The organism is Streptomyces bungoensis, from assembly GCF_001514215.1.
Classification (GTDB): domain Bacteria; phylum Actinomycetota; class Actinomycetes; order Streptomycetales; family Streptomycetaceae; genus Streptomyces; species Streptomyces bungoensis.
Map to the genome: position 1 here is coordinate 55,210 of NZ_KQ948859.1, position 12,034 is coordinate 67,243.

Genomic DNA, 12,034 nt, shown 5'->3' on the forward strand with positions numbered 1-12,034 from the left:
TGACCGGCCCCGCTGTGTACGTTGGCCGGTGACCGCACCGCACCCCGCTCCGGGGCAGCAACCGCTGGGGGGAAACGAGCACATGGCACGCGTCGCCGTCATCACCGCGCCCAACATCGGCTACCGCAACACGGGGATGCTGACCGTCGACCTGGCCTTCGAGTCACTGCGCCGGCGCACGGGCGCCGGGTTCGACACGACCTGGTACACCCTGCACCCGCCGGAGACCGTGCCGCTGCGCGCGTGCGCGCGGGACACCGAACTCCCGTTCCGCTTCCGGTCCCTGATCGAGGACCTCGACACCCTCCGCGACCACGACGCGGTCGTCTTCTGGGGCGACTTCCTGCACACCCGGCACTACCTGGCCCAGGACGCGACGAACCGCCTGCTCGACTTCGGCGTCGCCGCGGACCGCGACGCCGCCCGGGCCCTGCTGCACCGGACCCTGCTGCTCGCGGACCAGCCGGACGACCTGCTCGCACGGACCCTCAGCTACGGCGGCACGATCCTCCACAACACGCAGTCCGACTACGGCGACGGCGACGGCGAGGACAAGGAGTACGGCCCCCTGTTCTCCCGCCTGATGACCTGCAGCCACCGCCTCTGGCTGCGCGACCCGCTGTCGGCGGCCCGGGTCGCGCACCTGCGCGGGGACCGTACGACCGAGTACTTCGGCTCGGACGCGGCGCTGCTGTCCCGGCCGGGCGACCTCGCCGGCCTCCTCCCGGCCACGCCCTGGTCCGGGGAGGTCCCGGACGGCGGTGCGATCGGCGTGTTCCTCGGGGCCCGCACCCCCGTCCCCGACTGGCTGCCCGCCTTCTGCGACCGCCTCGCCGGCCGCCTCGGCGCCCCCCTGGAGTGGCTGCCCTGGTTCGACCGGGACACCCCCGCCGCCGTCGCCCACATCGCGGCGCGCCCGGGCCCGCACAGCATCGGCGACCTGGTGCACGTCCTGCCCCGGTACCGCCTCGTCATCACGGACACCTACCACCTGGCCGTCAACGCCTGGGGCGCCGGCACCCCGGTGCTGTGCGTCGGCGCCCCCGAACCGGCGCCGGTCACCGACGACGACTACCTGACGCTGAGCGACCTCAAGAAGCACGTGTTCCACCTGGCGTACGACGCCGCGGACTTCTACCTGTCCACGCTCCCGGACACCCGCGAGGGCCTGGACGCCCGCGCGGACCGGCTCGTCCGGCTCGTGGAGGGCGGCGGGGCCGCCGCCGTCGCCGCCCGGATCCGCGCCCACGCCGACCACTCGGCGGCGGACTTCACCGGGACCCTCGCCGGGCTGCTCGGCTCCGGGCGCTGACCGGCCCGGAGGCGCCGGGGACGTCCCCGCCTCCGGGTCACGATTGGGTTGCGGCCTGCCCGCACCCCCTTGCACCGATGCCGTGTAATCGATTCCAATCCCTCCTGCGACCCAGCGTTGTAATCGATTCCACGAGGAGGTGGGGCCGACGATGGCGAGCATCAAGGACGTCGCCGCGCAGGCGGGCGTGTCCGTCGCCACGGTGTCGCGGGTGCTGAACGACCACCCGTCGGTGAGCGCCGACGCGCGCACGCGGGTGCTGGCCGCCGTGGAGCGGCTGGGCTACCGCCGCAACGCCGTCGCCCGGTCCCTGCGCACCGACCAGACCCACACCCTGGGGCTGGTCATCAGTGACGTGCTCAACCCGTACTTCACCGAGCTGGCCCGCTCCGTCGAGGAGGAGGCCCGCGCGCTCGGCTACAGCGTCATCATCGGCAACGCCGACGAGCGGCCGGACCTGCAGGACCACCACGTGCGGAACCTGCTCGACCGGCGGATCGACGGGCTCCTCGTCTCCCCCACCGACGGCGGCTCCCCGCTGATGCTGGACGCCGCGCGCGCGGGGACGCCGATGGTCTTCGTGGACCGGTGGATCCCCGGGGTCGACGTGCCCGTCGTACGGGCCGACGGGCAGGCGGCGGTGCGGGACCTCGTCGCGCACCTGCACGGGCTCGGGCACCGGCGGCTCGCGATCATCGCGGGCCCGGCGGCCACCACGACCGGCAGCGAGCGGGTGGAGGCCTTCCGCGCGGCCCTGGCGGAGTACGGGCTCCCCCTCCCGGACGCCTGCATAGGCCAGGGCGACTTCCAGGCCGACAGCGGGCGGCGGGTCACCGAGGGGTTCCTGGACCTCCCGCGGCCGCCGGAGGTGGTCTTCGCCGCCGACAACCTGATGGCCCTCGGTGCCCTGGACGCGATCCGCGCGCGCGGGCTGCGCGTGCCGGACGACATCGCGCTCGCCGCGTTCGACGACATCCCGTGGTTCGTGCACACCGATCCGCCCGTCACCGCGATCGCCCAGCCCACGGGCGAGCTGGGCCGGGCCGCCGTACGCGCCCTGGTCGACCGCATCGAGGGGCGGCCCCCGCAGTCCGTCACCCTCCCCGCCCGCCTCGTCGTACGCCGCTCGTGCGGCGAGGACTCCCCGCCAGTGCAAAGGAGCACGCCGTGAGCGACCCGGACGAGTTGCTGCGTATCGAGGGCATACGGAAGACCTTCCCGGGCGTGGTCGCGCTGGACGGCGTCGACTTCGACCTGCGCCGGGGCGAGGTCCATGTGCTGCTCGGTGAGAACGGCGCCGGCAAGAGCACGCTCATCAAGATGCTCTCCGGCGCCCACACGCCCGACGAGGGGCGGATCCGGGTCGACGGCGAGGAGGTGCGCATCCACGGCGCGCAGGACGCCGAACGGCTCGGGATCGCCACCATCTACCAGGAGTTCAACCTCGTTCCCGACCTGACCGTCGCCGAGAACATCTTCCTGGGCCGCCAGCCGCGCCGCTTCGGGATGATCGACCGCAGGCGGATGGAGGCCGACGCCGAGGTGCTCCTCGCGCGCGTGGGCGTCGACGTGTCCCCCCGCGCGCGGGTGCGCGAACTCGGCATCGCCCGGCTGCAGATGGTGGAGATCGCCAAGGCGCTCAGCCTGGAGGCGCGCGTGCTGGTGATGGACGAGCCGACCGCCGTGCTGACCTCGGAGGAGGTCGAGAAGCTGTTCGCCATCGTGCGGGGCCTGCGCGCGGACGGGGTCGGCGTCGTCTTCATCACCCACCACCTGGAGGAGATCGCCGCCCTCGGGGACCGGGTGACCGTCATCCGGGACGGCCGGAGCGTCGGCCAGGTGCCCGCCGGCACCCCCGAGGAGGAGCTGGTGCGGCTCATGGTGGGCCGCTCCATCGAGCAGCAGTACCCGCGCCGGCGCCCCGACCGGGGCACCCCGCTGCTCACCGTCGAGGGGCTCACCCGGGACGGCGTGTTCCACGACGTCGGCTTCGAGGTGCACGCCGGTGAGGTGGTCGGCATCGCCGGCCTCGTCGGCGCGGGCCGCACCGAGGTGGTGCGGGCCGTGTTCGGCGCGGACCCCTACGACCGGGGTGCCGTCAAGGTCTCCGGGACGGCGCTCAGGCGGCACGACGTGAACGCGGCCATGGCGGCCGGGATCGGGCTCGTACCGGAGGACCGCAAGGGCCAGGGGCTCGTGCTGGACGCCTCCGTCGAGGAGAACCTGGGCCTCGTCACCCTGCGTTCGGCGACCCGGGCCGGGCTGGTGGACCGCAAGGCGCAGCGCGCGGCGGCCGGGCGGATGGCCGAGCGCCTCGGCGTGCGGATGGCCGGGCTCGGCCAGCACGTGCGGACCCTCTCCGGCGGCAACCAGCAGAAGGTCGTCATCGGCAAGTGGCTGCTGGCCGACTCCAAGGTGCTGATCCTGGACGAGCCGACGCGCGGCATCGACGTCGGCGCCAAGGTCGAGATCTACCAGCTGATCAACGAACTCACGGCCGCGGGCGCCGCCGTCCTGATGATCTCCAGCGACCTGCCCGAGGTGCTCGGCATGAGTGACCGGGTGCTGGTGATGGCCCAGGGCCGGATCGCGGGCGAGCTCACGGCCGAGGAGGCCACGCAGGACGCCGTCATGGCCCTCGCCGTCTCCACCCCTTCTACCGCCACCTCCACCTCTACCTCTACCGGACGGGAGGCCCCCCGTGGCCACTGACTCGCTCAAGAGCACGACGGGCGCGAGTGGCGCCCCGGGCGGCCTGCGCCGGCTGCTGCTCGACAACGGCGCGCTGACCGCGCTGATCGTCCTCGTCGTGGCGCTGTCGGCGCTGTCCGGCGACTTCCTGACGACGGACAACCTGCTCAACGTCGGCGTCCAGGCGGCCGTGACCGCCATCCTGGCCTTCGGCGTGACCTTCGTGATCGTCTCCGCGGGCATCGACCTGTCGGTCGGCTCGGTGGCCGCGCTGTCGGCGACCGTGCTGGCCTGGAGCGCCACGCAGCACGGTGTGCCGGTGGTCCTCGCGGTCGTCCTGGCCGTGGCCACGGGCCTCGTGGCGGGCCTGGTGAGCGGCTTCCTCGTCGCCTACGGCAAGCTGCCCCCGTTCATCGCGACGCTCGCCATGCTGTCGGTGGCCCGGGGCCTGTCCCTGGTGGTCTCCGGGGGCGTGCCCATCCCGTTCCCGGACTCCGTCTCCCACCTCGGGGACACCCTCGGCGACTGGCTGCCGGTGCCGGTGCTGGTCATGGTGGTGATGGGCCTGATCGCGGCGTTCGTGCTCGGCCGGACCTACATCGGCCGCTCGATGTACGCGATCGGCGGCAACGAGGAGGCCGCGCGGCTGTCGGGTCTGCGGGTGCCGCGGCAGAAGCTCGCCATCTACGCCCTGTCCGGCGTGTTCGCGGCCGTGGCGGGCATCGTGCTCGCCGCCCGGCTGTCCTCCGCTCAGCCGCAGGCCGCCGACGGGTACGAACTCGACGCCATCGCCGCGGTCGTCATCGGCGGCGCCTCGCTCGCGGGCGGCACCGGCAAGGCGTCGGGCACCCTGATCGGCGCGCTGATCCTGGCGGTGCTGCGCAACGGCCTGAACCTGCTGAACGTGTCCGCCTTCTGGCAGCAGGTCGTCATCGGCGTCGTCATCGCGCTGGCGGTGCTGCTGGACACCGTGCGCCGCAAGGCCGGGGCCACCCCGGCGGCGGCCGGTGCGGGCGGGCCGAAGGGCCGGCAGACGCTGACGTACGCGCTCGCGGCCGTGGTGACGGTGGCGGTGGTCGGCGCGACCTCGTTCCTGCACGGCGGGTCCTCGTCCGCGGCGAACCCGAAGATGGGCCTGTCGCTGTCCACCCTCAACAACCCCTTCTTCGTGCAGATCCGGGCGGGCGCCCAGGCCGAGGCGAAGAAGCTGGGCGTGGACCTGACCGTCACGGACGCCCAGAACGACGCCTCCCAGCAGGCCAACCAGCTGCAGAACTTCACCAGTTCGCACCTCGGCGCGATCATCGTCAACCCGGTGGACTCGGACGCGGCGGGCAACTCCGTGAAGGCCGCGGACAAGGCGGGCCTGCCGGTGATCGCCGTCGACCGGGGCGTCAACAAGGCCTCCGTGGACGCCCTCGTGGCCTCCGACAACGTCGCGGGCGGTGAGCTGGCGGCCCGGACGATCGCGCAGAAGCTCGGCGGCAAGGGCAAGATCGTCATTCTGCAGGGCCAGGCGGGCACCTCCGCCGCCCGGGAGCGGGCGGCGGGCTTCGCCAAGGGCCTCAAGGCCTACCCGGGCATCCAGGTCGTCGCCCAGCAGCCCGCCGACTTCGACCGCACCAAGGGACTCGACGTGATGTCGAACCTGCTCCAGGCCCACCCCGACGTCCAGGGCGTCATCGCGGCCAACGACGAGATGGCGCTCGGCGCCGTCAAGGCGCTCGGTTCCCGGGCCGGGAAGTCCGTGGCGGTCGTAGGCTTCGACGGTACCCCGGACGGCCTGAAGGCCGTCGAGGGCGGCACGCTCTACGCGTCGGTGGCCCAGCAGCCCACCCAGCTCGGCCGGATCGCGGTGGACAACGCCCTCCGGGCCGTGCGGGGCAAGAAGGTGGAGCCGACGGTGAAGGTGCCGGTGAAGGTGGTCACGAAGCAGAACGTGGCCGGCTTCAGCGGCTGACGCAGACGGGGAACGGGCGGTCCCGGCCGTGGGTCCACGGCCGGGACCGCCCGCCGCGGGTATCTCTCAGGGGAGTCACACATGTACGACTACGACCTCCTGGTCGTGGGTTCGGCCAACGCCGACCTGGTGACCGTCGTCGAGCGCAGACCGGCCGCCGGCGAGACGGTGCTCGGCGGCGATCTGGCCGTGCACCCGGGCGGCAAGGGCGCCAACCAGGCGGTCGCGGCCGCGCGGCTCGGGGCCCGGACGGCCCTGCTGGCGCGGGTCGGCGACGACGGCCACGGCCGGCTGCTGCTGGACTCCCTGCACGCGGCCGGGGTGGACACGGTGGGCGTGCTGGTCGGCGGGGCGCCGACGGGTGTCGCGCTGATCACGGTCGACCCGTCCGGCGACAACAGCATCGTGGTCTCGCCCGGCGCCAACGCCCGGCTCACGCCCGGGGACGTCCGGGCCGCCGTCAGCCTCTTCCTCGCCTCCCGCGTGGTGTCGGCGCAGCTGGAGATCCCGCTGGAGACGGTCGTGGAGGTCGTCCGCCACCTGGCCGACGGCAGCCGGTTCGTGCTCAACCCCTCCCCGCCGCGGGCCCTGCCCACCGAGGTGCTGGCCGCCTGCGACCCGCTGGTCGTCAACGAGCACGAGGCCCGCGTCCTCCTGGGCGAGGCGTGCGTGAGCGAGGAGCCGGCGGACTGGGCGCGGCTGCTGCTGGCCAAGGGCCCGCGCTCGGTGGTGGTCACCCTGGGCGCGGAGGGGGCGCTGGTGTGCGACTCCTCCGGCGTGACGCGGGTGCCGTCGGTGCGGGTGGACGCGGTGGACACCACCGGTGCCGGGGACGCCTTCACGGCCGCCCTGGCCCGGGAGCTGGGGTCGGGTGCCTCCCTGGCCGAGGCGGCGGCCTACGCGGCCCGGGTGGGCGCGGCGGCGGTGACGAGGCGGGGCGCGCAGGAGTCGTACCCGACGGCGGCCGAGGCCGAGGCCCTCGGCGGGCGGGGTGGGGCGCGGTGAAGAGGGCGGGCATTCTCAACCGGCACCTGTCCGGCGCGATCGCCGAGCTGGGCCACGGCGACGAGGTGCTGGTCTGCGACGCCGGCATGCCGATCCCCCGCGGCCCCCGGGTGGTGGACCTCGCCTTCCGCGCGGGCGTGCCGTCCTTCGCGGAGGTCCTGGACGGGCTGCTGGCCGAGCTGGTGGTAGAGGGGGCCACTGCGGCCGAGGAGGTGCGGCAGGCCAATCCGGCGGCGAGCGCGCTGCTGCGGGAGCGGCTGGCGGGGCTGACCCTGGTCCCGCACGCACGGCTCAAGGAGCTGTCGGCCGGGGCGCGGCTGGTGGTGCGCACCGGGGAGGCCCGGCCGTACGCGAACGTGCTGCTGCGGTGCGGGGTGTTCTTCTAGGGCCCTTGGGACCCTGCACGTTTTCGAGGGGGAGCCCCGGTCCGTCGACCGGCGCTCCCCCTCGGCTTTCCCCTCCGTGCCAGAACTCCCCGAACCCCCCCGGGTCCCCCACCGGAAGTCCTGATGCCTGCTACGACACGGGAGGCGGGGGAAGGGTTGCACGACGGTCCCGATAATTTTCCGGGAGGGTCACTCGTCGATCGCGTGTGCGAGAAACCGTTCGGCCGTCTCCTTCAGGACCTCCCGGCCGTCCCGCGCCCACAGCCCCTCGTTGAACAGCTCGACCTCGATCGGCCCGGTGTAGCCCGCCGCCTCCGCACAGCCCTTCCACGCGCGCATGTCGATCGCGCCGTCGCCGATCTGGCCCCGGCCGTTGAGGACGCCCTCGGGCAGCGGGGTGGTCCAGTCGGCGAGCTGGAGGGCGTGGATGCGGCCGCCCGCGCCGGCGCGGGCGATCTCGGCGGGCGCCCGGTCGTCCCACCAGACGTGGTACGTGTCGACGGTCACGCCCACCTGGTGGGCGGGGAACCGTTCGGCCAGGTCCAGGGCCTGGGTGAGGGTGGAGACCACGCAGCGGTCGGCCGCGTACATGGGGTGCAGGGGCTCGATGGCGAGGCGTACGCCGTGCTCCTCCGCGTACGGTGCCAGCTCCGCCAGGGCGTCGGCGATGCGCTCCCGGGCCGCGCCCAGGTCCTTGGAGCCGGCCGGGAGCCCGCCGGAGACCAGGACCAGCGTGTCGGTGCCGAGGGCGGCCGCCTCGTCGACCGCGCGCCGGTTGTCGGCCAGCGCCGCCGCGCGTGCGTCCGGGTCCAGAGCGGTGAGGAACCCGCCGCGGCACAGGGTGGTGACGGCGAGGCCCGCGTCGCGGACGAGCCCGGCGGTCGCCTCCACGCCGTACGCCTGGACGGGCTCGCGCCACAGGCCCACGCCCGGTACGCCGAGCTCGGCGCAGGCGGCCACCAGTTCGGGCAGCGTGAGCTGCTTGACCGTCATCTGGTTGATGGAGAAGCGTTCGAGTCCGGTGCTCACTGGTTCACCCCGTACAGCGCCAGCAGGTTCCTCATCCGCTCCTCGGCCAGCTTCGGGTCCGGGAACAGGCCCAGGCCGTCGGCGAGTTCGTAGGCGCGCGCGAGGTGCGGGAGGGAGCGGGCCGACTGCAGGCCGCCGACCATCGTGAAGTGCGACTGGTGGCCGGCCAGCCAGGCGAGGAGGACGACCCCCGTCTTGTAGAAGCGGGTCGGCGCCTGGAACAGGTGGCGGGACAGCTCCACGGTGGGGTCGAGCAGGTCGCGGAAGCCTTGCGTGTTCCCCGTGTCCAGCACCCGCACCGCCTCGGCGGCCAGCGGGCCCAGCGGGTCGAAGATGCCGAGCAGGGCGTGGCTGAAGCCCTGTTCGTCGCCCGCGATCAGCTCGGGGTAGTGGAAGTCGTCGCCGGTGTAGCAGCGCACGCCCCTCGGGAGGCGGCGGCGCAGGGCGATCTCGCGCCCGGCGTCCAGCAGGGAGATCTTCACGCCGTCGACCTTGTCCGGGTGGGCGGCGACGACCTCGAGGAAGGTCTCGGTGGCCGCGTCGAGGTCCGCCGAGCCCCAGTAGCCCTCCAGCACCGGATCGAACATCGGGCCGAGCCAGTGCAGGACGACCGGTTCGGCCGCCTGGCGCAGGAGGTGGCCGTAGACCTCCAGGTAGTCCTCGGGTCCGGCCGCGGCGGCGGCCAGGGCCCGGGAGGCCATGAGGATCGCCTGCGCGCCGGCCTCCTCCACCAGCGCGAGCTGCTCCTCGTAGGCGGCGCGGATCTCGGCGAGGGTGCCGGTGGTGAGCTGGTCGGTGCCGACGCCGCAGGCGACGCGGCCGCCCACGGCGCGCGCCTCCGCCGCCGACCGGCGGATGAGTTCGGCCGCGCCGGCCCAGTCCAGGCCCATGCCGCGCTGGGCGGTGTCCATCGCCTCGGCGACGCCGAGCCCGTGGGACCACAGGTGGCGGCGGAAGGCGAGGGTGGCGTCCCAGTCGACGGCGGCGGGCGCGTCGGGCGAGACGTCGGCGAGCGGGTCGGCGACGACGTGGGCCGCCGAGAGGACCGTCCGGGAGGTCAGCGGCGTGCCGGGGCTGACGGTGAGGGGTTCGGTGCGCGGTTCGTAGGCGCGCAGGCCGCCGTCCGCGGCCGGGAGGCGGAGGGTCACAGCGCGATCTCCGGGACGTCGAGGCGGCGGCCCTCGGCGGAGGACCTCAGGCCCAGTTCGGCGAGCTGGACGCCGCGGGCGCCGGCCAGCAGGTCCCAGTGGTACGGCGTGCCGGCGTGGACGTGCCTGAGGAACAGCTCCCACTGGGCCTTGAAGCCGTTGTCGAACTCGCCGTTGTCCGGGACCTCCTGCCACTGGTCGCGGAAGACCTCGGTGGCGGGGACGTCCGGGTTCCAGACCGGCTTGGGGGTGGCCGAGCGGTGCTGGACGCGGCAGCTGCGCAGGCCGGCGACGGCGGAACCCTCGGTGCCGTCCACCTGGAACTCGACCAGTTCGTCGCGGTTGACCCGGACGGCCCAGGAGGAGTTGATCTGGGCGACGGCGCCGCCCTCGAGCTCGAAGACGCCGTACGCGGCGTCGTCGGCGGTGGCGTCGTAGGGCTTGCCCTGCTCGTCCCAGCGCTGGGGGACGTGGGTGGTGGCGAGGGCCTGGACGGTCTTCACCCGGCCGAACAGCTCGTGCAGCACGTATTCCCAGTGCGGGAACATGTCGACAACGATGCCACCGCCGTCCTCGGCGCGGTAGTTCCATGAGGGGCGCTGGGCCGACTGCCAGTCGCCCTCGAAGACCCAGTAGCCGAACTCGCCGCGCACGGAGAGGATCCGGCCGAAGAAGCCGCCGTCGATGAGCCGCTTCAGCTTGAGCAGCCCGGGCAGGAAGATCTTGTCCTGGACGACGCCGTGCCGGACGCCCTTCGCGTGGGCCAGGCGGGCGAGTTCGAGGGCGCCGTCGAGGCCGGTGGCCGTGGGCTTCTCGGTGTAGACGTGCTTGCCGGCGGCGATCGCCTTCCTGATCGCCTCCTCGCGGGCGGAGGTGACCTGGGCGTCGAAGTAGACGTCGACGGCCGGGTCGGCGAGGACGGCGTCGAGGTCGGTGGAGACGTGCTCCAGGCCGTGCCGCTCGGCGATCTCCCGCAGGGCGTGCCCGCGGCGGCCGACCAGGACCGGTTCGGGCCACAGCACGGTGCCGTCGCCGAGGTCGAGGCCGCCCTGCTCGCGCAGGGCGAGGATCGACCGGACGAGGTGCTGGCGGTAGCCCATGCGCCCGGTCACGCCGTTCATGGCGATACGCACCGTCTTGCGTGTCACGTCAGTCCCCTTCGTGGGCGCCCGGCGCCCGACCGGTTTCAGCAGCGCCAGCCGCACAGCAAGCGCTTTCTATATCTGTAGAAGCTAGCCTCTGACCAGTGGTCCGGACAAGACCCGGGCCGTTTCCGCTTGTTCGAGGGGGCGAACAAACGGGGCGGTTGGCTTTAAGGTCTGCTCGACACCGCACGGAACCGTGCCCGTGCGGCGGCCTGTCTACGAGGACGTAACGAGGACCCATGCGCGACGACATGCGCGTTCACCCGCGCGACCGGAGGACGACGAGATGACGGTGACCCTGGCGGATGTGGCGGCCCGCGCACAGGTCTCCCCCGCGACGGTGTCGCGCGTGCTGAACGGCAACTACCCGGTCGCCGCCTCCACGCGCGAGCGGGTGCTGCGGGCGGTGGACGAGCTGGACTACGTCCTCAACGGCCCGGCCAGCGCCCTCGCCGCGGCCACCTCCGACCTGGTCGGCATCCTCGTCAACGACATCGCGGACCCCTTCTTCGGGATCATGGCCGGCGCGATCCAGGGCGAGATCGGGGGCCCCGGCGGGCGCGCGGGCGGTGAACGGCTGGCCGTCGTGTGCAACACCGGCGGATCGCCGGAGCGCGAGCTGACGTACCTCACGCTGCTGCAGCGGCAGCGGGCCGCGGCCGTGGTGCTGACCGGCGGGGCCGTGGAGGACGCGCCGCACGCGGCGGCGGTGGCGGCGAAGCTGCGCAAGCTGGCGGAGGCGGGCACCCGGGTGGTGCTGTGCGGCCGGCCGCCGGCGCCGGACACCCGGGCCATCGCCCTGACCTTCGACAACCGCGGCGGCGCCCGCGCCCTCACGGACCACCTCATCGGGCTCGGCCACCGCCGGCTCGGCTACATCGCCGGCCCCGTGGAGCGCACGACCACCCGGCACCGCCTGGAGGGCCACCGCGCGGCCCTGGCGGCGGCCGGCATCGAGGAGGACCCGCGCTGGACGGTGTACGGCCGCTACGACCGGCGCTCCGGCCACGAGGCCACGCTGGAACTGCTGCGCCGCGATCCGTCCCTGACGGCGATCGTCGCCGCGAACGACTCCGTCGCGCTGGGCGCGTGCGCCGCGCTGCGCGAGTCCGGGCTGCGCATCCCCGAGGACGTCTCGGTGGCCGGCTTCGACGACCTGCCGTTCAGCATCGACTGCGTGCCGTCCCTCACGACGGTACGGCTCCCCCTGGCGGAGGCGGGAGCCCGCGCGGGCCGCGTCGCGATGGGCCGCGAGGAACCGCCGCTCGGTGGCGTCGCTTCCATCCGGGGCGAGTTGATGGTGCGGGGGTCCTCCGGGGTTCCGCGGGGCGCCCAGTAGCTCGGGGGCTGCGGGGTCG

Annotated in this window: 10 protein-coding genes; 7 read left to right on the top strand and 3 right to left on the bottom strand. The window is 73.8% G+C overall.

Annotated features, from left to right (window positions below; translation table 11 throughout):
- Positions 1 to 82 precede the first annotated feature (82 nt).
- The 6 genes from AQJ66_RS19330 to rbsD all read left to right on the top strand — a co-directional run bounded on the left by AQJ66_RS19330 (position 83) and on the right by rbsD (position 7,354).
- Positions 83 to 1,312, top strand: a complete 1,230-nt coding sequence (locus AQJ66_RS19330) for a hypothetical protein (RefSeq protein WP_061923490.1) — start codon at positions 83 to 85, stop codon at positions 1,310 to 1,312.
- A gap of 151 nt (positions 1,313 to 1,463) precedes the next feature.
- Complete coding sequence (locus tag AQJ66_RS19335; RefSeq protein ID WP_061923493.1) at positions 1,464 to 2,483, top strand: LacI family DNA-binding transcriptional regulator; 1,020 nt, start codon at positions 1,464 to 1,466, stop codon at positions 2,481 to 2,483.
- The gene (locus tag AQJ66_RS19340; RefSeq protein ID WP_061923496.1) at positions 2,480 to 4,024 is read left to right on the top strand and encodes a sugar ABC transporter ATP-binding protein; all 1,545 of its coding nucleotides are present in this window, start codon (positions 2,480 to 2,482) and stop codon (positions 4,022 to 4,024) included. Before AQJ66_RS19335 ends, AQJ66_RS19340 begins: the two co-directional genes overlap by 4 nt.
- On the top strand, positions 4,014 to 5,963 hold the full coding sequence (locus tag AQJ66_RS19345) for an ABC transporter permease/substrate-binding protein (protein ID WP_061923502.1): 1,950 nt from the start codon (positions 4,014 to 4,016) through the stop codon (positions 5,961 to 5,963). Before AQJ66_RS19340 ends, AQJ66_RS19345 begins: the two co-directional genes overlap by 11 nt.
- Before the next feature lie 81 nt (positions 5,964 to 6,044).
- A complete protein-coding gene (locus AQJ66_RS19350) occupies positions 6,045 to 6,968 on the top strand; it encodes a ribokinase (protein ID WP_061923505.1) in 924 nt (307 codons plus the stop codon).
- Positions 6,965 to 7,354 carry a D-ribose pyranase gene (rbsD, locus tag AQJ66_RS19355; RefSeq protein WP_061923508.1) on the top strand — a complete coding sequence of 130 codons (390 nt, stop codon included), beginning with the start codon at positions 6,965 to 6,967 and terminating at the stop codon, positions 7,352 to 7,354. Before AQJ66_RS19350 ends, rbsD begins: the two co-directional genes overlap by 4 nt.
- A gap of 189 nt (positions 7,355 to 7,543) precedes the next feature.
- Here rbsD and AQJ66_RS19360 read toward each other — a convergent pair whose 3' ends face one another.
- From AQJ66_RS19360 to AQJ66_RS19370, 3 genes are read right to left on the bottom strand one after another with little or no spacing between them, the layout of a single operon-like run.
- Positions 7,544 to 8,347: a sugar phosphate isomerase/epimerase family protein gene (locus tag AQJ66_RS19360; protein ID WP_061924024.1), complete on the bottom strand. Its 804-nt coding sequence runs from the start codon at positions 8,345 to 8,347 to the stop codon at positions 7,544 to 7,546.
- Between the two features lie 32 nt (positions 8,348 to 8,379).
- Positions 8,380 to 9,531: a dihydrodipicolinate synthase family protein gene (locus AQJ66_RS19365; RefSeq protein WP_061923511.1), complete on the bottom strand. Its 1,152-nt coding sequence runs from the start codon at positions 9,529 to 9,531 to the stop codon at positions 8,380 to 8,382.
- Positions 9,528 to 10,679: a Gfo/Idh/MocA family protein gene (locus tag AQJ66_RS19370; protein WP_061924027.1), complete on the bottom strand. Its 1,152-nt coding sequence runs from the start codon at positions 10,677 to 10,679 to the stop codon at positions 9,528 to 9,530. Before AQJ66_RS19370 ends, AQJ66_RS19365 begins: the two co-directional genes overlap by 4 nt.
- A gap of 283 nt (positions 10,680 to 10,962) precedes the next feature.
- Between AQJ66_RS19370 and AQJ66_RS19375 the strand changes: the two genes are divergently transcribed.
- Entirely contained in the window at positions 10,963 to 12,015 is a 1,053-nt protein-coding gene (locus tag AQJ66_RS19375; RefSeq protein WP_061923514.1) for a LacI family DNA-binding transcriptional regulator, read from the top strand.
- Positions 12,016 to 12,034: the final 19 nt, after the last annotated feature.

What these genes read in the sequence shown, in the direction of transcription:
- AQJ66_RS19335 (WP_061923493.1), top strand. Translation starts at nt 1,464, where the DNA reads ATGGCGAGCATCAAGGACGTCGCCGCGCAGGCGGGCGTGTCCGTCGCC.
- AQJ66_RS19350 (WP_061923505.1), top strand. Translation starts at nt 6,045, where the DNA reads ATGTACGACTACGACCTCCTGGTCGTGGGTTCGGCCAACGCCGACCTG.
- AQJ66_RS19375 (WP_061923514.1), top strand. Translation starts at nt 10,963, where the DNA reads ATGACGGTGACCCTGGCGGATGTGGCGGCCCGCGCACAGGTCTCCCCC.
- AQJ66_RS19330 (WP_061923490.1), top strand. Translation starts at nt 83, where the DNA reads ATGGCACGCGTCGCCGTCATCACCGCGCCCAACATCGGCTACCGCAAC.
- AQJ66_RS19360 (WP_061924024.1), bottom strand. Translation starts at nt 8,347, where the DNA reads ATGACGGTCAAGCAGCTCACGCTGCCCGAACTGGTGGCCGCCTGCGCC.